We start from the raw sequence: 20,630 nt of genomic DNA, 5'->3' as shown, positions 1-20,630 counted from the left end.
ATACAATGCGTTAATTATACAAACTAAAAAATATGAAGTCAAATACTCTTAATAATAGGAAGAAACTATTTTGTTGCACATAAAAAAACTGAAATTAATCAGGTCTTTTGTTATTTAAAAATTCAGTTAGCTGCTGTTTCAGATTCTGCATTGCAACTGTGGCACGCTCGTTAGTGTCATCACCCTCATCATAGTAACGATTAAAAGTAACGTTACTTAGTGCTCCACCGTCATTGTGAATCTTAATCATTAGATCCTCGATATCATTAACCAGCTGTTTATCAAGCCCGGGATGTGCCTGCATGAAATTAATGATCGGATTACCCTGCTGCTTGATCAATTCGTCCAATACTGCACCCGGTGTTTTCCCTGTTGCCATAGCTAGTGCTTGAAGCACACGTACAGAAAGACTATTGATGTGACTATCATTGGCCGATACCAGCGTGCTCTCTGGCACACCTGATATTTTAGCAACTTGATAGCGCGTTAAATTATACTTCTTTAAAAAATTATCTATCATTATGCAAGTACTCTTTTTGCGGCATCAATTTGTGCCTTTGTAACTTTCTTGCCATATGTGCGTGCATATCGTTTCTTAGCATTTGCAACTTCTTTAGTACCCTTTTTTCCAAATAATAAAGTCATTGCGTCAATTACATCATAGTCAGCTGTCGCTTCTTTGCGATCGTCTTTTAATTGGCCTGCTGCAACGTGGAGTAATTCGCCTTTTTTGTTATATTGTAATCTGAAATCTTCCACATCATCTTTTAATTCAATATCTGTTCCTGCCATTTTGATCTCAACATCTGTTAATTCGTCAAAACTCTTTGATACCATAACTGCTTGTCCGTTTTTTGCTGTATTAATAATTTTCATTTTAATAACTTCCTTTTTATTTTTTTCTTTGCTTTCCTTATCAACAAATATAGTATACAACGATATTTCGTAGTAGTAAATACTTTTGACAAAGTTTTTTAATTTATTTTTCTGCAAAACAAAAAGCCCCACCACCAATTAAGGCAGTGAGGCTATAAATTAAATAACAAACTTTATTGTTAAATTATCAGCTAAAACATAAAAGTTTATTTTGTACTATTTAGTTTTTCTAACGTTTGCTTTATTAGATGTCATGTAGAATCCGCTAGTTGTCTTAATTTCCCACAATCCAGACTTCATCTTGACAATCGCCTTTACATTAAATAATGTGCCCTTAGGATAACTACGTAACGCGTGTTGCCGTTGAACGTCTTTATATAGGTAGACTTTCGTCAATGTCTTAACTTGCTTCAATGACTTATCGCAATAATACATATTCAAAAAGTGACTTGTCCAACCTGATAAATAATTGCCGTTAGATAATTGCAATCGGTAAACCTTACCAGAGATATGGACAATCTTAGCAACATCAAAAACTGTCCCAGCCTTATAAGTTCTCACTTGCTTAGTACAACTGGAATTGGAATAAACGCCCACCGAAGTCAATGCTTTAACTTGTCGTGGATTCCAATTGTAATAACTGTGTGTGACTGTCTTAGTGGTTACCTTAGTCCCAGTTGGGAAAAAGCTGCCTTGACTGGCAAATTCATAGCTACCATCAACACTATAGTTGTGCCAGTTATCAGTATATTGCCATGCCTTATCATTAGCGATACCTGATTGAGAAACACCATAAGCAGCCGTCCAGTAGCGTTTAGTGTGTAATGAGCTTAGCTTAAGCTTGCCACTAGTTGCCCACGATCCAGGATAATAAACACCAACATTTGGGAAGCTATGATTATTGAGATAATCAATCGCAGCGTTAACTCTTGCAGTCACATTGCCAGATAAACTGGGATCCTCAACATCAAGCACTACTAACTCTGATTTATAGATCGGTAACTTGTTTAAACATTTGATAAACCAAGCCATTTCATTGCTAGAATCGGCTACCGAACTAGATAGTAAGTAGTGATAAACACCAGTCCTATTATGGCCAAACGTGTTTAATGCATGGGCTACTTGTGATGGTGCACTGCTATTGAAATATGGTGTGCCACCAATACCACCTTGTGAAGCCTTGACGATTACACCAGATGAACCTAATGATTTTAATTTTGACATATACGAAGTTGTGGAAGGCTGATACACAGCAACATCGTTGAATTGTTTGTTTGCCATATTCTGGCCTCCTATTTACTTGCGTCTGTTGCGTCTGTTGCGTCTGTTGCGTTTGTTGCGTTTGTTGTGTCTGTAGTTTCAGCTGATGTTACATCAGGATCAGTGCTGTTAGCTGGTTCTTGACCATCAATAGTATCTGGCAAATGATCAACGACTTGTTGAGATAGATCAGACACATTTTCATTGGCATTGTTTCCACCCTTGACAGATAATTCTTGGACAGCCTTTTCAATGGCTGCACTTACGTTTTGTGCGTCTACTGGAATCTTGTGGTCTGCTAACTGCTTGTTCACAATACGAACGGCCTCTTGTTTTTTGTCCTGACCAATCATGTTAGCGATTGGTGCCATTTCAGCCACAGCATTTTCTGCCCACTTATCAAGTAAATCGTAACGAGACTTAACTCGATCATTTTTTGCAGTTGCTTTCTTTTGTCTAAGCCATGGTACTAAATATCCCAATACTGTATAGACGGTTACCACAATAACCGTCACGTCTGCAATTACATTTGTTATATTATCAATATAGTTCATTATTTTCCTCCATTTAGTGTTTTCAAAGTTTGGTTCAATTCGTCAATTTGTTCTTGTAAACTATCAATTTTACCTCTTAACGTGATATTTTCTTGAATCAACTTGCCATTTTGCTCCTGAAGCTCGGAAACTTGTTTGGCAAATTCCGGTTCGGTGTTTATCCTTGAATTCTGCAAATTTCCATTGCGCTCAATCCAAGCTGTAAATAAGCTCATTAGCCCAGTTACTGCAGCCGAAATAACTATAGAAGTTAAAATAAGATTCACTTTGACCACCGTCCCAGCTGTTCAATTAATTTTCGTTCAGTCAGGGCATCCTTAATCCACTGCAGTACAACCCGAATAGTTGTGATGCCGCATAGCAACGTCATTGCACCAATATGTCCATCAATTTCCCATTCGTGAAACGAAAAAATGATTGTCAAAAACAGATATAAAAACATGAACAGACCGTTTCTGATTGTATCAGCGTTCCAAGTGTGAAGATTCCACAATGAGACAACTAGGCCAAACATACCAATTAATCCAATAATCAATGGTATATACGGATCATTCATACGAATTAAAAAGCCATCAAAAAATCGTGGTGAAAAATTTCTATGAAAATAAATGAAACCTCTTTGCGAAAATTCAAACCAGACTGAAATGGCAATGGCTTCTAGGCTAGTGACCACCCATGATAAATTTTTAAAAATATTAGTTAGCACATTTTTAGCCTCCTAACGATTCGTTAATGACAATACTCATGAATCCTTGGCTAGGAAAGATATTGACGCCATTGGCATCCGTCACATGTGCTTCCACGTTATAGCTACCAGCTGTGAGTTTACCCATGATGTCAGCATTAAATGGCACTGGAATTACACCATCTTCTGGTGTGTCTACAGTGCTTGGCGTGACATTAATGCTATCAATCGTCTTATTATTACTATCGGCAATCACGATTGATAATGCCGTTGCTTGTGAGACATCATAACTGTTGCCGTCAACTGTTAACTGCATTAGAAATGTGGTGCTGGTATCACCAGTCTTAACGCTGGTTGGTGAGCTGTCTGTTAAATTTAAATCTTTAGCCATGTTGTCACCGCCTATTCAGCGATAGAACTAGCAGATGATGCTGCGCTGGTTGCTGCACTAGAATCAGTTGCATCATCAGACGAATCTAAGCTATCTTGTAATGCGTCGGCTTGATCTTGGAAGTCGTCACGATCACTACGTACCTCAGCTTTGTTGGCATCATAAGTTGCCTGATCAGAAATGTTCATAGATACATTTGAGTATGTTTGACCGGCGGCAATGTTTGTAGCGAACGTAGCGACCTGTTTATCACCAACAGTGGCAATGCCTGTAAATTGAATTGATTGAGATGTTTTTAAACTCATAATTATTCCTCCTAATTTTTGTGTAATTAAAAACGCCAGCTATTTGTTAGTTGACGTTTCCTGTGTCTGTTTAAGTTGTTGTTGAGCCATGGTGACGGTGACCTGTAAATCAGCCTTAGTTCGTTCAAGCTCCATAATATGCTGATTTAAATTGTAGATTTCAACGTTGGTTACCTGTTCCTTATTCTGATATTGTGCTACTTGTTGCTTAAGTGATTCATTATCCTGTTTTAGTTGATCGTGATTATTAGTCTTAGCCATTATTTAGTTTCCTCCGTAGTTCCCCTTGTCGTAGTGCTATCTGCTACTGTTGTTAAGTTATCAGCAATTCGTTTCTGCACTTCATTTTTTACATCTGTAAAACTCATGGCTTCATATTCGCCTTCGGCAATTGTCACAAAGCCTTCGATGTGGGTTCCATCTCCATATGAGGCAGTGTAATTAACCTTACGGTTAGCAGTATCTGCCATTACCATGTTGGTAATTTGCAATTCATTCATTTTAAGCAACCCCTTTTAATTTTGTAATTTCTAGTTGTGCTTCATTCAAGCGATCATTCATATCGCGTAAGACTGGCAGTAGTAGAGTCCATAGCCTGTCATAAGCTAATCCTTGAACTTTGTTATTTTCATCTTTAACCACATAATCGTCTAGTCCCGCGCTGGCGACTTCTTCGGCCACCATTCCAGTGACGGGCTTGATATCAACTACACTTTCAACACTATCGGTATTACCGGCTTGCACATCTGCGTAGGCTTCAACCGAGGTCTTATCAAACCACTGTCTCGGATTAATCGTTAGCAAATTATAGCCTTTTTGTAGCATATTAGGTACATCAACGATATCGAGTTTGTTGGCTTTGGTAGAAGTTGTTACTCCCATAGTGCCATAGCTTGAAATAAACACATCGGCTGCATACGTGTATGAATTGGCACGAATCATTGGAGAAACAACTTGCGTGTCAATCTTGAATCCATACGTATTATCAGTACCTAATCGGGCTTCAAATGTTCCTTCGGTAGCCAAGTCTTGATGAAGTAATGCGTTACCTGTTTCCAAACCAATAGCGGTTAGCATTGTGTTAAATGTCTGTGTGCCACCTTCATTCAGTGCAAGTGCCATTGCGTCAAGATAACTACGATTTAATACGTTGCCATTAGATTTCATGATGTCATGTTTTTCATATCCCGGTGCATAATCATCTCCGGTTTGATTAGTACCATTTTTAACCATGTTGCCATTGTCATCAAATCCATACCAGTAGCCTTCTGTGTTGGAATACCGAGACATATTAGCACTGCTTGAATTAATAACCCCAGTACTGATTTTAAGTGTGCCAGTACCTTTTTTGGGTGCATAGAGACTAGTAGCTTGATTAAGATTAAAGCTGGTGGTCAATGTCCCATTAGCACCAAGATTCAACGTTGGCGTATTAATGGTGATACCGGTAATAGTTTTACCATTAATCACATTTGCGATGATTGCATCGGCATTTAAGCGATTGGTGTCAATAGTACCTGATTTGATTAAACCAGCGTCAATCTCGGATACCTTAGCACTGGTAACAGCTAGATCCGCAATCTGTGCATTGCCAACAGCTAGTTTACCAATTTTGGCATTAGTCACAGCCATGTCAGCAAGCTTAGCGGTGGTAACGGTTAAGTCTTGAATATTAGTAGCACCGTTTAACATGATCTTAGAAAAATCCATCAAGGCAGTGCCATCAGCCGATAGATTCATCTGAAATTTCGAGCCATCTGGATTCTGAAATCCTAAATGAATATTATTAATTGATTGTGTGATATCTGATTGAGTATCTTCGGGAGCTGGTAACCAACTTGCTTCGGTAGAACTCATTACCACCATTACATTTGTGACTGTAACCGTACCGGTAATATTATCGAAACGTATCTGAATCGTACTTGGCTCTTCAACAGTTTCTGTTGTGGTACTTGCCACATGCTGAGAAGTAGTTTTAAGTGACGTTGTTGGCGACATTGCTGTCCAATCACCAATACTACCAATTACATCGTGTTGAGTATAAAAAGTACCAACAGCCGTGGTAGAAACAATATCATAAGCTATTGTAACCGGCTGATTAGCTGGGATATTTTGAGATAAAACAATTGAAACACACTGATTGGCTTTGTTTTGGCCTACTGTTACAATTGGTGTCGCCGTATTTAGTGCAAGGTTACGATTATTGATATCTCCAATTGCTTTGTTGACTGTTTGACTGATCGCTCCCGCTGTCTGATCTTTGTAGGTTGCGAAATCAGAGTTTTTAACCATTGTTTCGGCTAAATCAGCTGTTTTCGTTTCTACAAGTTGTGAAAAGTCTTCGGGTGCTTGTGAGTAATCAGTTGGTACCGTAGCAATTTCCAATTTCGGCCGTCCAACACTAATTGAGTCTGCTGCAATTCCTTGTACATAAACACCCCCGTTAAAAGCGGTAGTATCCGCAAAAGTTTGATTGCTTAAATCCCAAGTTTGATAATAACGTCCGTGATAACTGTCGCCTACTTTGGGATACCACCATGCACCACAATACATATATGATCCATCTATATGTTTTAGTTTGACTTCAAAACCAGCACGATTGTAATTTGCGTCTGTTGTTAAGGCTGTCACATTATCAATATCAATTTGAACCGAAACAATTATTTTTCTGTTAGAAAATGTGCTTATATTAACCGAAGCGACTAAATTATTCTTACTGGTGTTGTTTCCAGTTAAATAGAAGTCAGAATTTAATACATAGTTTCTTCCGCCTATGCTTAAGTCACCAGCAGTAATCTTAGTTTGTAACCCATTTTCCAACTGCGCCAGTGTGAGGGTTGAGCCACCTTTGAGTGCAGTCACAGCCTCACTGACAACTGCCATGTCATTGGCAGCACTTCTGGCAATCGTTATACCAGATGTGGCATTGCTGTTTGCCACATTGGCGTTGCTTACCGCGACACTTGCTTGTACTGCTGCATTGCTTGCTGCTTGGCTGGCCTGATTACCTGCTACGACAGCCTCGCTACCCGCCACACTTGCTTGACTACCTGCCACCATCGCGTCACTAGCAGCACTACTTACCATGTTCGTAAATGCTGAGTCTGCATTTTTATCTGCCGTGTCGAAATTCTTATACACAGTATTAAGTGTGTCACGATCAACCGTATCCGTGGTAGACATATTGGCAAAGAATGGTGTCATATAAGCGGTGAGAGCACTCATCGCACTATCAATCTCACTCGTGGATAGCTGATTATCCGTTAACTTTTTTGTATCCATGCCATACAGCAACACGTCTGTATCATACTTACGTTTCAGTGTTGCTTTTTCGGCTGGACCCAGTTTATTGGGATCGTTGATATCAGTGATACCGTTATTGGCATTGTTGGCCGTTTGTTGTGCATTCTGTGCCAACAGTTCACCGTTTCCAATGTCTCCACCAGCTGTAACAAAACTACTCATTTTTATTCACCTCCACTCTGTGCTATGACTTCATCATCATCTTCGGGATAGGTTTTCACGTCTCCGCTGTCATCGCGAAATTCGATTGCTGTTGTCCATAAACCAATGTGTAATCGATATTCGTAGCTTTCAGAATTATCCGGTAATTCATAATTAAACCCCTGTAAAATAAACGGACTACCATCGTTCATATAAATGCCGATAGCTTCAGGTTCAAAATCATACCTACTATTATCATCCGGATTAAAAATCCGACCACCAAATTGATCAGCGTCCGGATTCGTAGAGAACACAAGCGAATGCGTAACGATATTAAAGCAAATTAAAAGACGCTTATCTACATTAGTAGAAGCGCCTGAATTTACAAATACATAAGGAAAACTTATATCATTTGATTGCATGGTATTGGTTTCGTTGTCCACACTTGTGTCTTGTGGCTTCATCCCAAATTCTTGCACTTTCGCTGTGTAAACTGGTGCCCACGTTCCAGCCTCGACATCGCTTAGTTGTGCAACCTCTACCGTTCCATCTGTGGCGGTCGTTAGCGCATAACCATTGTCAAAATCTACGGAAAGCCGCTTAAATCCATTCATTGAACAAAGCTTTGTTACCCCTTTGTCCAACTGAATAATTGTATTGGCTTTCCAAACGAACTTACCCAGATAATTTTTACCGTCCGAAATATCTTTGATAGACGTATAGATTTCTGGTTTTCCATCAACGATATGACAAGCAAAACTAGATCCATGGCCACCACCGAGAACAATCATTGAATCGATCAAAGTGCCATCTAACTTATACCGGCAATATTCAGTATCGGTATAAGTACCAGATTTTTGAGAGCCGGCATAAGCGTGATTAATAATCACTTGTTTATTGGCTTGATCGTACCAGGCATATTGCATAGCTGTTGATTGTTTATCGCCCCAATGATCATTAGGAGCTTTGTAACGAGTTAAATTAAAAATTTGAACATTATCACCAGTGATCATTAGTTCCGCTTCTGCCTTGAGAAAATCATCATCACACCAACAAGCAATATAACCCACATCACCAGAATCTAGTGTGATCTCATAACCATCATTAGCATGTTTGGCTTCCCAGGCGGTATCGTGGACGCCAGTAACACGATCGTATTTCACCCAGTTAAACGCGGCTGGCGAAAGATACGTTGTGATATTGGTTGAATCCACTGACACTTGCATAATGACTGATTTGGTCTCTTCGCCTTGTGTCCAGACACTACCAGCAGGTGTAATCAATACAGCTGTAGCCGCCTTAGAACCGTCCTTAATTTCTTGGATCAATTTCATCACGTGACTATTAATCTTGTTTTCAAGGTTCAAGACCGTGTTAGGCGTGATGGCATTCAGTGTGCGAATCTCGCCAAGGGTAATAGTATCTTCGGCAGGATTATCATCGCTTGTATGCTGTGCAAACACCTCGGCAATAATCGTTAGGTTTGGCGTGACGTCAAAATTAACGACTGTCAAGGTTTCACCACGTTCAGGCATATCTTCGGGATTCATATACGCGGTAGTAATCTCATACGTGAATGCCGGGTGATTATAGATCGTTAACTGTTTCTTACCCCAATCCATGATGGCCTGCTTTTGAGCAATATTATCAACTGAAACCGTGCCTTCAAGATACGTTGATCTCCCGCCATTCCATAAGTCATTAGCTTTGTCGTCTTGTATCCAATCCTTACCGCCATTGATGTCTGCGAATGTGGCGTCATTCATGCCCTTTACGTGTAGTCTTGTATACAACTGTGTTCGGTCTTCGGTACGTGTAAAACCAGCTAGGCCATTACGATAATTAATTGTTCGGCCTTGCGTGCTGTCCAGAAAATTCGTAGTGTCGCCGTTAGTATCAACTACGTCAGTTTGTTCATCGATGGTATCGCCCATGCTTGCATTTACGTAAGGATATAGATGTTGGACAATATCAACATAACGGTGTAAATTTCCGTATTGATCGTACTCAACATATGCGTCAACTTCGGCGTTAAACGCGGTAACCGCTGCACTAAACGCACTCATAGCATTATCGCCGGACAAATCTAACGTAACACCACCGGTTGTCATGGTATCCATCTTGTTTACTTCCCAACCGGAATTTTGCAAGCAATACGCAAACGAATCGCGTGAGGTCGGCATATTGTAACTAATATCCGTGAACGTTTTCATAGTTAAGTCATAGGCCAACGCATTAACGGCGGTAATCGTTAGAATGTTAGCATTGGTTGTGCCGCTGCTAGTAGCTGCCGTTTGAATTGCGTACAAATACCAACGTGAATTGGCGGCTTGCCACATACAATAGCCAAGCGGTGAAACAGTATCCCCATTAATATCGTCGGCTAAGCAGCTAAACGATAATGTATCTTGCCATTGACGGCCATTGTCTGTATCGCCAATCTGTACATCACGTGCCATGCCCCAATAACGGCTGCCATTGCCGTCGAGGGTTAGAGTGGCAACATTCTCCATTCTCTCATCGAACAATTCAATTCTTCTCAATAATTGCCACCCCCTAATCCATAACGTGACGTTGATCAATCTGCCAACAGCCTAATGCGGTTGAAGGGTAGAACGAATAAGTTTTCGCGCCATTATCTTCTAACGCTAACCCAGTAATATTAGACCCAATCGCCTTGATTTGATGACCGTTCAAACTATTGTAAGGCTCACCATTTCGGTAAACAGTGCCATCTTCAGTAGCAATTTTAATTTCGTCGCCGGGGTCACAAATTGGCATCGGACTTGATACTTCGCTAGTGCCACCATTGATAACTTTCCAGACTTTTAAATCGTCCAAACGCATATAATCGTTTTGATATCTTTTTACTGGATTTGATAAATCTTCAGTAATTGGATATTTGGCCATATAAACCGCAAATGCGTCTAACTGATGACCACCAACATACTTAGCCACATCTGAATCAGACAAAGTCTTGGTTAATGTGATTGGCTTAGCCCAAGCATTAGCTTGCTTTGAATTTAGTTTCATTGCGCTGACTGACATCTTGTTACCAATAAACGAAAAAGTAATATTGCCGTACCAGTTGGTAAACGTTGAATGTGCGGTACTGGTCGTCAATTTCTTAGTCACATATCGCACTTCAGTTTTCTTCTTTTTCTTGCCTTTAACGGTGTAAGTAACCGTTTTGGTGGTCTTCTTGCCACCTTTGTAAACCTTGATGGACTTTTTGGTAGTTTTACCTTTGTACTTTGTTCCATGAGTACTCAAATGAGTTCTTGTGGCATGCGTTCCAAGTTCTACCTCCAGAACTACATCACGTGAATTAGCATTATCCTTAAGCATTACTTTACCCATGCGCGCTTGATTTTGGTCAAGCATATAAAGTTCGAATTTACCCATGGCACGTGGATCACGACAATAAATTTCAGCCCGCACGGTAAACTTCCATTCTGATAACGGCTCGGACAGAGCCGGGTGAGAACCACCCGCCCCGTTCCATTTGCCTTTAACAAATGAAGTACCGAACATATAATGATCCTTGCTGTCTAGCTTTGGTCGAATAAAATTAGCCGTTGAATCAATAGCCGCACCAGTACCAATCACACCGTTTTCAATGTCAAAAGTTGGTTTATTGGTCGAATCAAAATTCTTCCAGGTTGCCATGGTATTGCAGCGATCCCACAAGACACGCGGCATATTGTCCGTTATTTGTGCTTCCACATCGGGATCAGTTTCAGAACCCAAAAATACATAGTTATCGTTGCCAGAATTGTCAGCAATCGCAATCTTGGTTAATTGTGTGGGTGCAATCAGAGTAAACAGCGGGTAACTAGTCGCATTTGATTTGTCATCATGAATGGTAATTGTAGTGTCATCATTGATGATTACCAGATCATCATCAACCTTTTCAAAACTCTCATCAACTAAATGGCCGGTAGCATTTTGGTCAGCATAATAAATTTTAAAATTGCTAATTGTTACAGCAGCAGTTGAGCTAACATCGAGTTCTATACCGTCCATATCACCCATTTGAGTAATAGCAGCAATCGAACCATTATAGTTGCCTGAACCAGCATTGATAGTGGCCAATGTTTGTGAATGCTTGGTACCATCTTGATCAGTTTCAGCTACGACAATAGAAAATGAAGCCGTTGCAGTGTAATCAAAATCTAACTGCAAAGGCTCCAAGTGTTTCACCTTTAATTCGTCTTGAACATCATATAACTTGCCATTGGTGACTGAAACAGGATCACCCACCCCGATCGCCAAGTTGTAGCCATTGATCGCATAACGTTTCTGTTGCGAATAAGCATGCGGATCCGTGCAACTGAATGGAATCGTAAACGACGAGTTATACAGGCTGTCTGTTGCATCAAATGCGGCATTAACATGGGCGTAGAATTCCCACCTTGGTAAAATATCCAAAGTTAATGGGTCTTCATTATTACCGCTTGGCATAAGCCAGTTAGCAATCGCATGTTTGCGTTCCTCTAAGTCTTGTAAGGAAGTAGCGTCAACAATTCGTACGCCTATGTTGATCGCTTTAGACTGAATGTTTACTCCCTCCAAAACGTCGCCCACAATCGCAGGAACGTCTTGTATTTGATCTGCCAGGGTTGGCATAATTGAATCATTAATCGATGTGATTTTTAAGCCAAAATCTCGAGAGTGAATGCCCCGAAATACGAACCCAAGTTCATTCTCGGAAATACTCTTACTAAGCATTAGTTAAGCCCCCTTGATTTTTTAGTTGTCCCGCGAAAAATTGCGAGTTGAAATCTTTTTTGTTTTTGCGCTGCTCCAAAATACTACCGACTTTATTAGCTCCAAGGTAAACATCACCGTTGATGCCCTTTTGAGCAGTTTTGTGCATGTCGGCTGCCATCTGTTTCAAAAGCTTACTGTTACTTACGGTATCTTGTATTGATGATCCAGTTTGTAACTGTGTGCCAAACATTCTTTGGCTATTATGTGCAGAAGTGATCAAACTCTGCATTTGTGCATATATACCACTCGGATTTGATTTTGCCCGTGAAGAAATTGCATCGGCAAGCAAGCCATCACTTGACGGTTTGCCCGTATTAATCACATGTTCTCTTGGATGCAATGGATCCTCACCTAAAATAGCCCTGGTTAATCCATTGATAATGCCACCGTTTGCGTAGTTGTGATGACTTAGCCAATATCGATAGGCATTACCAATACCACCGTACCTAGAGCTTACATATGATTTCATCCACTTTAGTTGAGTAATTGGATTTGAACGCCAGTCTGAACCGGCACTAGCCATTTTTGAACCGGGCAATGATTGTGGCAAACCATAAGCACCTGAACCACCATTAGTTGCTTTAGGATTCCATCCTGATTCATGGCTTATAATGTAATTCCATTTATCGAAATTGCTAGTGATTCCAGCTTCTTTCAACCAATTTTTATGTGATCCACTTGGCTTTACTGTGTTATCTCCTGAACCACTTGCATCGCCAAACAAGCCGGCAATCTTGGAAATCAATTTCCAAAATCCACCACCAACTTGCTTTCTAATGGTGTTGTTTGATCCTTTACTATTTTTGCCAGACTTTCCAGCACTTTTGAGTTTAGTAACATCTAGCCAACCAGCTGTTCCAGAACCACCAATTGAAAACATGGGATGCTTAGTCACACCAACGTGGACATGACTAGCATTAGGCCCTAGTTCAGCGATTGGATCGCCAGCTTTGACTGTTTCGCCTTCCTTTACCAGGATCTTGGCACCAGAATTGCTCTTACCGTTGAGTTCTTGGTAGATAGCGTTGTATAGTCCGTGAGTAGCAATGTACTCACCAATCCCGTTACTTCCACCCCAACCAGATGGCGCACCACCATATCCAGAAACGATTCCAGGCAGCATTGCTCGAACTAATCTGGCACCAGAGAAGTCAACACCATCATGACTAGAATAGCCTCCAGAAACAGCACCACGACCACCAAAACCAGAGGTAATTTTCCAACCATCCCCAGGGGTATGTGCAACTCCGCCAGTAATTCTACTGCCGTTCAGGTCAACCATTGACCATAGCGATTTCCACCAGTCAACAGCCTTATCCTTTATCATGCCAAACATATTTCTGCCAAGACTCTTGAAAATGCCTTTACCAGATCTTTTATATCTGAACAACTCTTCAAGAGACTTAACTGGATGACCAATGATTTTTGTGGCTGTATTGAACAGATTCTTTAGCCATTTGGCACCTTTAGAAACCGTGGAAACAGCACCAGAAATAGCACCTTTCACAAAGCCACCAATCCCACTAAAGAATGAACCAATACCACCAGATGCGAAGTGAGAGATACCTAATTGAGGTGCCAATAAAGCCGAATCATGGTCGTTGGCAACCTCGTCACCAGGCATAAGCATAGTTTCAGCGTTTCGGCCTTTCATCCACTCAACATTTCCAGTGGCATGACGATAAATTAGTTCAGGATTGCTTGCACCTGGTCGGTCATTGACGACTGCAGGTGTCATTCTGTCAATAGAACGCCTGAAATTGCTAGTCAAGGATCCAGTACCATTTGCAAAATGTACTTTCCTAATTCTACCAATAGCGTGCTTCTTACCACCAAAGGTATGGATCACACCATCAATGCCATTGATGCCTGCATTGATTACCCCAATAACAGCATTAATGCCATCTTGGGCGTGATTCTTAATAGACTTCCAAATTCTACTAAAGAAGTCAGAAACGTTACTCCATGCCGAATGCCAAACATTCTTGATGCTCCCCATTGCGCTTGAAATGGCTTTTTTCATCTTACCCATGATGGATTTGACTTTATCGTAAACAGAAACAATTGGATCAACCGCATATTTCTTAATCAAATTCCAAGCTGTCTTGGTAATTGATTTTATGTCTTTCCAGGCGCTCTTGATATTATTGATAATTAATTTAACGATATATTTGTTTACAGCACTCCACACAGCTTTAATGGGGTTGAGAATATAGCGTTTGAATGCATTCCATGTAGATCTAGTTAGTGATTTGATACCCTTCCATGCTGATCTAATTGCTTTCACAATTGTTTTAATGATATATTTATCAATCGCACGCCATACTGATTTAACAGGGTTGATTACATATTTTTTAAATGCACGCCAAGTTGATTTGGTAATTGACTTAATAATTTTCCATCCTGACTTAACAACTTTTAGAATGAAACCTATGACAGCTTTGAACGGCTTTTTCATTTTGCTCCAGGCTTTGATAGCTAAGCCAACCACTAAGGCAATTGGAATCAAAAGGGCGTACTCGAGTACTTTTTTAACCGGTTTAAGCACGTTGCCAATTATCTTGATCACCGTATGAAAGCCCCTGCCAACTCGCTTATTGAATCTGCCTATGCTTTTTAGAATCTTGCCAACACCACGGCCAAAGCCCTTACCCCAGCTAACGATAGCATCAACACCAGAACGTGCATAGTAGCCTGCCTTAGGTAAGAAACCCTTAGGAGGCTTGGCTCCTCTGCCTTTTTTATTCCAGCCATCAGCGAATAGTTTGGCTCCTTTGCCACCCCAGCCACCAATGACCTTACCAATAGTAGCACCTAGTGCAGCACCTAATGGACCACCAAAAAATAGACCAAGACCACCACCAATAGCAGTGCCCAGTCCTTTACCGGCATTTTTGAACTTACTTTCTGGATTTTTGGCTTTAAAAGCTTTGTAGATATCCAGTCCAGCACTAACGGCAACACCAGCACCCGCAGCACCAGTGGCAAGTTTGCCAGCAGCTCCACCTTCAGATAACGCCTTAGAACCCAATGACTTAGGGGTTAGTTTACTAATTGTTTTTGGCACGTCTTTTAGCTTGCCAAGACTTGATATAATGCCACCATCTTTTACTGCAAACATATTTTTAAAAATGCCTGGTAAATCTGATAACTTGGCATAGTTCATAACTAGTTTGTCAGCCAAGCCAACAGCTAGACTTAAACCACTTTTTGCCATCTTGTAACCCATCAAAGCAATCAGTGAATCTGCAATAACCTTAATGGCTAGTTTATTCTTAGCCAACCCATTAATAGCACCAGCGACAGCATCAATGGACTTGTGTTTGCCATTACCCGTTGTCTTAAACAACTTAGATACAAAACCAACTAAGCTTTTAATTATACCCAGAGCAGACTTAAACAATTGTCCTGCCAAAGCCCCAGCTAGATTTTTAAACGCGGAAGTTATCGGTGCAAGTGTTTTGCCCAATTGGCTTAAGAACTTCATCGTACTTTTAATAACGTTAACTAACTTTGCAAAACCTTTAGTTAAAATTCCAGAAAATACATTGATAGCACCGGTTATTTTGCCTTTGCCAAATGCGTCAATCATATTTTGAATACCAGTAACTACACCAGCTTCCATGTTACCTACTGCACCTTCAAACGTAGTGGTAGACTTAGCAGCCTTCTTAGCGCCGTCATTCATCCCTAACTGGGTAATTGCTTTGCTAAATTCGGTTGAACTAATTTTTCCTTTTTGCATCGCATCCCGAAAGTTTCCCGTGAATGCGCCATTCTTCTTCATTTGTGCTTGTAAAACTCCAGAAGCACCAGGAATAGCATCGGATAATTGGTTCCAGTTTTCTGTGGTTAACTTACCAGCACCAGCGGTTTGTGTAAGCATCATAGCCACTGATTTGAAAGTGTCAGCATTACCACCAGCTTGAGCATTCAAGTTACCTGCCGCTTCTGTTAACTGGGTGTAATTCTTAATACCATTAGCCGCCAACTGTGCAGTGGTATTCGAAACGGTATTCAAATCATAGACAGTGTCATTGGCATACTTTTGAACTTCTTTGGTAGCTGAATTAATTTCCTTGTCTCCAAAACCGCCAAGCTTCATGGTAGACTTGAACTTATTAATCGAGTCAGAAGCATTAATAGCCTCGCCACTTAAACCAGAAATTGCAGAAGCAGCTGCACCAATTCCTCCGATTAAAGCACCACCAATGAATGTACCAGAAATAACATCTTTGAGCTTTAAACTTTTGTCCTTAGCACTATCCAATGATTCAGAAACTTCATCAGTTTTTTGCTTTGCATTCCCTTTTTCATCAATAACAACGTCATGATTACCTCTAGTGACCTTTTCAGCATTGTTAAAAATCTCTTTAGTCTTTTCGGACGCGTCCCCAGTAACTTTAAACTTAACATCATTGTTGCCTCTAACCAATTTAGCGGTATCAGATTCAATAGATTTGATTTCTTTCTTAGCTTGATCAGCTTTAACATTAAGCTTTTTTGATACAGGTTTCTTAAATTCGCCCTCAATGACGTTTGAAGCTTTCTTAGCAGCTTCCTCGGTCTTATTGGCGTTGGACTTCATCGACTTATCTAATTCATCACCAGCACCTTTACCAAGCTGTTTCAGTCGAGATTCAGCTTTTTCAATAGGTGCCTTTGTATTGTCGTCAATGTCAAGCGAGATTAAAACCTGTCCGTCTGCTTTTGCCATATTTATACACCTCCAATCTGCCTACTTATGGCATTGTTTTTTAGTTGTCTTGAATCCTTTAATTTGTAATATTCTTTCTGTTGATTAAGAGACGCAACAAACTTTCCGTCTTTACGTTCTTCGTCATTTGGTTGGCGCTGCCTGATATCAACAACTTTTCTAAACATGCTCTCGTCTGGCAAACACATCAAGATTGCTTGAAACTTATCCCAATGTAACTTGCCAATTTGATCATACAAATCAATGTTCGCATACATCAAAAAAGAGGCATATATGATTTGTGCATCTTGAAAAAAGTCATAATATTTTGTGTCACTAGATTGTGCAAGTGCTTGTCCAGTCATATCTACCCGACCTTGTGATCCATATGGGCTGTAGTTAATGTAGTCCATGAAAAACGACAAAGCTTTGATAATTTGCGAAAGCGTAAAGTCTTTCGGTTGTGCATCTGGAACCAATTCGAAAAACGAAGCGATAATTTGGCGTTCGCTAACATGCTTAGAATCGATGGTGTTGTAGAACTTGATCACCTTATCGAACGTCAAGCAGACCCGATAATCACGGCCATTAATGTGGATATGATCAAGTGGTTTTTCAACGATTGAGTGTAGCAACATATTTATCAGCTCTATTCTTTGACCTTATCAGCTTTTCCAAGGGCTTCTTGCGTTAAATCATTAAATTGCTTCTCGGATTCAGCTTGTTCTTGTTGTCGCATAGCCGAAATTTTATTGTAAAAAGTAGCCAACATCACGGTACGATTATCCCAAAACTTAGATAGTAGCTTACCAGCTTCACATTCTTCGTTATCTTCATCAAGTAACGCGGAATTAAAGAAATCTACGTAAGCAGCCTGCATTTCAGTAGCAATACTTTTCTGCTCTTGCAGCAGTGTCTTCGCATGTTTATTGTAGAAGTCCAACATCTTCTCGCTAGAAGCATTCTGTAGCTTATCAGCCTTATCAGACGTCTTTACAATTTCACGATGATCGCCAAGCACACGTGCCTGCTCGGCTTCCATTTGTTCAATTAAGTCGTCTAAGTCGTCATCTGGTAAAAGATTATATTTCTTTCCACCAAATTGGACTTGTTTTGCAACCGGCTGTTTAATTGTGTCAAGATTAATAACTGTCATTTTATTTTTCCTCCTCTAAATAAAAAAACAGGGCGAATGGATTTTATCCATCCACCCCGAATTGTTGGTTAGTATTTATTTTCTTATGATTGGCTATTTTCCTTAAGCCTGTGTACTACCATCGGCAGCAGTGACTTCAACTGGTACAATTTCAGCTACGGATTCGGAAGATTTGGAAAAGACTTGTACCATAGTCTTTCCGACTTTCACACCAGTTAGCTTTCCATCTGAAGAAATTGTTGCAATGGCCTCGTCTTGTACAGACCAATCAACCGCATTATTAGTTGCATATTCTGGTTCGAGTGCTGCTACTAATTGCACAGTTGCACCCACGGCAACCGTTGGTGCTTCAGGGGTAATTGTGACATTATCCACCTTAGCTTCAACCGTGCCGTCTGTATGCAGTACGAATGGTTGACCGTCAATAGTCAGTGTTACAGAAACTGGTGAGTTGGCATTGACAGCCCCAGACCAACCCAATGGTGATGTCAAGGTTGTTACTCCAACTCGTACGGTTCCGTCTGGATCAATAATTACCGTGGTTGTTTTAAGCTCGCCACCTAATTTTGAAAACTTATCAAAAATGAAGTCTTGTGCTGGATCGCCAATGTACCGATTACCAGTCAAGGCATAAGTAATCGCCTTAGCAGATACCTCTGATTTTTGATAGCCGGCGTCTAGTAAGTCTGATTCAGTATCAACTGTTTCAGCAGCAGCCGGAGTAACGTCAGTAAACCCACGACCGACGCGTTCCATTTTTACGCCTTCTGGCCACGTTTCATTTTTAAAGTCTGCTAATTTCATCGATGTGAATTTTTCAATATCAGTGCCGCCAAGCACATCAATATAGATCTTGGCTTGATAGCCTCTTGAACGTCTCGTTGTAAATGCCATTTATTTTCACTCTCCTAATAGTTTGTTTCAATTTCCACAGCAATGTCGAACGCATAATAGCGATAATCGTTATCCATCGCATTCATCTCTGGTTCGGTAAGCTGTGGATCAGTTAATAATGTAAATGATCCATTTAACGACTGTATCTTGTCGAAATTTTCCGATAGAAAAACCGCTACTTTTCTAAGCAACGGAATTCCATTAGATTGTGTTTTATAAGTCAATTCATAGCCAATGCTCTTCTGGATATAGCCCATCATATCTTGCGAAATAATTTGCTCATTAGGCAGTTTCTGTAGTCCCAATGATTCACCAGTTTGTGGGAAGTCCATCTTAATCGGGATAGAGGCAACATCTGGAGACTGTTTGATTACTTTGAACAACGATTCTAATAAATCCGTTGGCACAGTATCCATCTAAATCAGTCCCTTCTTAAATGCCTTAACCCAATTAGCGCCATACAATTCTTTGCCTCGCAAGTCCCAACGTTTGCCCGGAAAATCCCCAGGCCATTGTGTGTAGTGCTTTACGGGATGTTTACCGCCGTGTTTGTCGGTGATAACCCCGTAAAACTGTGCGGAGGCATAAGCCGTATTGTAAGTAATCCCAGAATTATCAGGAAGAATAACTACAGACCCACGCAAGTTGGTACGATCAGATTCAGAACGTTTAGGAACAAGGTGTTCCATGTCGCTCTTCATTTGATTCAGCGCTACAAACTTGGCTTTACTAATGGAAAACGGTGAGAATTCTCCCTTGAGCTTTCCAAAGTTAGCTTTGACCATATATCCCATTTAAGACACCTCGATTTCATAGCAAAACACGCGATTACTATGCACTTGCTTGACAGTTTGAACATTGACAATCGTCCTAGGCACATTGTTGATGATAATTGACCAACTATTATCACTATCCATAGTAGATAGATCCAACGACTGGTTTAATTTGCCGTCAAACAACGAATAATCAGGATAAACATAGTAAACTGATGAGAAGTTAACCGTTTCGCCTTGCATACTGCGAGAATACCCACTAGTGGGGTCACAACGTACATTAGTTACTTGATAGGTTTTGTCGTCTAGAATATTATTCCAATCATCTGTACCGCCCTTGTGTTTCAAGGTGATCGTGTCAACAAGCATGCGCTGCATAATAAGTGGTAGCTTTATATCTCTCATATGCTTCGCACTCCTCTGTAGAGCAATCCAGACCCTGCTAATACCGAAATTGCTTCGTCCGAATATAGTGCACTCAATGGAGCACCATTAATACCCTGGGTCTGGTTGCCATAGTTGATGGATGTACGCCCCATAGAAACACTAGATGGTTCAAGACCTGCCTCGTAGCTTGACGAAGTGCCTAATTCGTTCAGGTGATTAATCTCAAGGCCAATTGCTTCACGAAACTTGCCAGCCCTATAAGTGTTCTCGTCAGTCGTCAAGTCGTGAAGCTGATAATAGTCACTAGTAATCTCATCAATTACCAGACTAGCCTTACCAATATATTTGGCAAATAGGTCAGAGGTAACGGTACTATCGAGCGAATTGAGTTTTGAATATTCGTCATAAGTTAAGTACATACGTTTTACCTCCTTAG

21 protein-coding genes are annotated in these 20,630 nt (G+C 40.5%); all 21 read right to left on the bottom strand.

All coding sequences use genetic code 11. The features are described from left to right. Positions 1 to 94 precede the first annotated feature (94 nt). Positions 95 to 520, bottom strand: a complete 426-nt coding sequence (locus IV87_RS03745; RefSeq protein WP_057805629.1) for a helix-turn-helix transcriptional regulator — start codon at positions 518 to 520, stop codon at positions 95 to 97. Then, positions 520 to 876, bottom strand: coding sequence for a hypothetical protein (locus tag IV87_RS03740; protein ID WP_143053142.1), 357 nt, complete (start codon positions 874 to 876; stop codon positions 520 to 522). The genes IV87_RS03745 and IV87_RS03740 overlap by 1 nt, the downstream gene beginning before the upstream one ends. 216 nt (positions 877 to 1,092) lie before the next feature. After that, positions 1,093 to 2,157: a DUF5776 domain-containing protein gene (locus IV87_RS03735; RefSeq protein ID WP_057805625.1), complete on the bottom strand. Its 1,065-nt coding sequence runs from the start codon at positions 2,155 to 2,157 to the stop codon at positions 1,093 to 1,095. A gap of 11 nt (positions 2,158 to 2,168) precedes the next feature. Then, positions 2,169 to 2,690, bottom strand: coding sequence for a phage holin (locus IV87_RS03730; protein WP_057805624.1), 522 nt, complete (start codon positions 2,688 to 2,690; stop codon positions 2,169 to 2,171). Continuing rightward, positions 2,690 to 2,956: a hypothetical protein gene (locus IV87_RS03725; RefSeq protein ID WP_057805623.1), complete on the bottom strand. Its 267-nt coding sequence runs from the start codon at positions 2,954 to 2,956 to the stop codon at positions 2,690 to 2,692. The genes IV87_RS03730 and IV87_RS03725 overlap by 1 nt, the downstream gene beginning before the upstream one ends. Next, positions 2,953 to 3,396 carry a hypothetical protein gene (locus tag IV87_RS03720; RefSeq protein ID WP_057805621.1) on the bottom strand — a complete coding sequence of 148 codons (444 nt, stop codon included), beginning with the start codon at positions 3,394 to 3,396 and terminating at the stop codon, positions 2,953 to 2,955. The genes IV87_RS03725 and IV87_RS03720 overlap by 4 nt, the downstream gene beginning before the upstream one ends. 4 nt (positions 3,397 to 3,400) lie before the next feature. Continuing rightward, positions 3,401 to 3,766, bottom strand: a complete 366-nt coding sequence (locus IV87_RS03715) for a hypothetical protein (RefSeq protein WP_057805619.1) — start codon at positions 3,764 to 3,766, stop codon at positions 3,401 to 3,403. An 11-nt stretch (positions 3,767 to 3,777) separates the two neighbouring features. Beyond that, the gene (locus IV87_RS03710) at positions 3,778 to 4,071 is read right to left on the bottom strand and encodes a hypothetical protein (RefSeq protein WP_057805617.1); all 294 of its coding nucleotides are present in this window, start codon (positions 4,069 to 4,071) and stop codon (positions 3,778 to 3,780) included. Between the two features lie 39 nt (positions 4,072 to 4,110). Then, on the bottom strand, positions 4,111 to 4,332 hold the full coding sequence (locus IV87_RS03705) for a hypothetical protein (protein ID WP_057805615.1): 222 nt from the start codon (positions 4,330 to 4,332) through the stop codon (positions 4,111 to 4,113). Continuing rightward, positions 4,332 to 4,571 (bottom strand): hypothetical protein, encoded by a 240-nt coding sequence (locus IV87_RS03700; RefSeq protein ID WP_057805613.1) that lies wholly within the window; start codon positions 4,569 to 4,571, stop codon positions 4,332 to 4,334. The genes IV87_RS03705 and IV87_RS03700 overlap by 1 nt, the downstream gene beginning before the upstream one ends. 1 nt (position 4,572) lies before the next feature. Further along, a complete protein-coding gene (locus tag IV87_RS03695) occupies positions 4,573 to 7,536 on the bottom strand; it encodes a hypothetical protein (RefSeq protein WP_057805611.1) in 2,964 nt (987 codons plus the stop codon). A gap of 2 nt (positions 7,537 to 7,538) precedes the next feature. After that, positions 7,539 to 10,058: a phage baseplate protein gene (locus IV87_RS03690; protein WP_057805609.1), complete on the bottom strand. Its 2,520-nt coding sequence runs from the start codon at positions 10,056 to 10,058 to the stop codon at positions 7,539 to 7,541. 13 nt (positions 10,059 to 10,071) lie between these two features. Then, a complete protein-coding gene (locus tag IV87_RS03685) occupies positions 10,072 to 12,246 on the bottom strand; it encodes a distal tail protein Dit (RefSeq protein ID WP_057805607.1) in 2,175 nt (724 codons plus the stop codon). Then, a complete protein-coding gene (locus IV87_RS03680) occupies positions 12,239 to 17,005 on the bottom strand; it encodes an aggregation-promoting factor C-terminal-like domain-containing protein (protein WP_057805605.1) in 4,767 nt (1,588 codons plus the stop codon). The genes IV87_RS03685 and IV87_RS03680 overlap by 8 nt, the downstream gene beginning before the upstream one ends. A gap of 2 nt (positions 17,006 to 17,007) precedes the next feature. Further along, positions 17,008 to 17,622 carry a Gp15 family bacteriophage protein gene (locus IV87_RS03675; RefSeq protein WP_057805603.1) on the bottom strand — a complete coding sequence of 205 codons (615 nt, stop codon included), beginning with the start codon at positions 17,620 to 17,622 and terminating at the stop codon, positions 17,008 to 17,010. 11 nt (positions 17,623 to 17,633) lie between these two features. Beyond that, the gene (locus IV87_RS03670; protein WP_057805602.1) at positions 17,634 to 18,140 is read right to left on the bottom strand and encodes a BRO1 domain-containing protein; all 507 of its coding nucleotides are present in this window, start codon (positions 18,138 to 18,140) and stop codon (positions 17,634 to 17,636) included. Positions 18,141 to 18,242: 102 nt separating this feature from the next. Next, positions 18,243 to 19,034, bottom strand: coding sequence for a phage tail tube protein (locus IV87_RS03665; protein ID WP_057805600.1), 792 nt, complete (start codon positions 19,032 to 19,034; stop codon positions 18,243 to 18,245). Positions 19,035 to 19,048: 14 nt separating this feature from the next. After that, entirely contained in the window at positions 19,049 to 19,450 is a 402-nt protein-coding gene (locus IV87_RS03660; RefSeq protein WP_057805598.1) for a hypothetical protein, read from the bottom strand. Then, positions 19,451 to 19,828 (bottom strand): minor capsid protein, encoded by a 378-nt coding sequence (locus tag IV87_RS03655; protein WP_057805595.1) that lies wholly within the window; start codon positions 19,826 to 19,828, stop codon positions 19,451 to 19,453. Then, positions 19,829 to 20,212, bottom strand: a complete 384-nt coding sequence (locus IV87_RS03650) for a putative minor capsid protein (protein WP_057805593.1) — start codon at positions 20,210 to 20,212, stop codon at positions 19,829 to 19,831. It lies immediately after the preceding gene. After that, on the bottom strand, positions 20,209 to 20,613 hold the full coding sequence (locus IV87_RS03645; RefSeq protein ID WP_057805591.1) for a hypothetical protein: 405 nt from the start codon (positions 20,611 to 20,613) through the stop codon (positions 20,209 to 20,211). The genes IV87_RS03650 and IV87_RS03645 overlap by 4 nt, the downstream gene beginning before the upstream one ends. Between the last annotated feature and the right edge of the window lie 17 nt (positions 20,614 to 20,630).

Origin of the sequence: Pediococcus ethanolidurans (assembly GCF_001437405.1) — a bacterium.
GTDB lineage: Bacteria > Bacillota > Bacilli > Lactobacillales > Lactobacillaceae > Pediococcus > Pediococcus ethanolidurans.
Note: the sequence above shows the minus strand (reverse complement) of the source record. Positions and strands in the feature narration are given on the sequence as shown.

Coding starts and splice junctions, on each gene's coding strand:
- IV87_RS03745 (WP_057805629.1), bottom strand. CDS start 520: ATGATAGATAATTTTTTAAAGAAGTATAATTTAACGCGCTATCAAGTT.
- IV87_RS03740 (WP_143053142.1), bottom strand. CDS start 876: ATGAAAATTATTAATACAGCAAAAAACGGACAAGCAGTTATGGTATCA.
- IV87_RS03735 (WP_057805625.1), bottom strand. CDS start 2,157: ATGGCAAACAAACAATTCAACGATGTTGCTGTGTATCAGCCTTCCACA.
- IV87_RS03730 (WP_057805624.1), bottom strand. CDS start 2,690: ATGAACTATATTGATAATATAACAAATGTAATTGCAGACGTGACGGTT.
- IV87_RS03715 (WP_057805619.1), bottom strand. CDS start 3,766: ATGGCTAAAGATTTAAATTTAACAGACAGCTCACCAACCAGCGTTAAG.
- IV87_RS03710 (WP_057805617.1), bottom strand. CDS start 4,071: ATGAGTTTAAAAACATCTCAATCAATTCAATTTACAGGCATTGCCACT.
- IV87_RS03705 (WP_057805615.1), bottom strand. CDS start 4,332: ATGGCTAAGACTAATAATCACGATCAACTAAAACAGGATAATGAATCA.
- IV87_RS03700 (WP_057805613.1), bottom strand. CDS start 4,571: ATGAATGAATTGCAAATTACCAACATGGTAATGGCAGATACTGCTAAC.
- IV87_RS03695 (WP_057805611.1), bottom strand. CDS start 7,536: ATGAGTAGTTTTGTTACAGCTGGTGGAGACATTGGAAACGGTGAACTG.
- IV87_RS03685 (WP_057805607.1), bottom strand. CDS start 12,246: ATGCTTAGTAAGAGTATTTCCGAGAATGAACTTGGGTTCGTATTTCGG.
- IV87_RS03680 (WP_057805605.1), bottom strand. CDS start 17,005: ATGGCAAAAGCAGACGGACAGGTTTTAATCTCGCTTGACATTGACGAC.
- IV87_RS03675 (WP_057805603.1), bottom strand. CDS start 17,622: ATGTTGCTACACTCAATCGTTGAAAAACCACTTGATCATATCCACATT.
- IV87_RS03670 (WP_057805602.1), bottom strand. CDS start 18,140: ATGACAGTTATTAATCTTGACACAATTAAACAGCCGGTTGCAAAACAA.
- IV87_RS03665 (WP_057805600.1), bottom strand. CDS start 19,034: ATGGCATTTACAACGAGACGTTCAAGAGGCTATCAAGCCAAGATCTAT.
- IV87_RS03660 (WP_057805598.1), bottom strand. CDS start 19,450: ATGGATACTGTGCCAACGGATTTATTAGAATCGTTGTTCAAAGTAATC.
- IV87_RS03655 (WP_057805595.1), bottom strand. CDS start 19,828: ATGGGATATATGGTCAAAGCTAACTTTGGAAAGCTCAAGGGAGAATTC.
- IV87_RS03650 (WP_057805593.1), bottom strand. CDS start 20,212: ATGAGAGATATAAAGCTACCACTTATTATGCAGCGCATGCTTGTTGAC.
- IV87_RS03645 (WP_057805591.1), bottom strand. CDS start 20,613: ATGTACTTAACTTATGACGAATATTCAAAACTCAATTCGCTCGATAGT.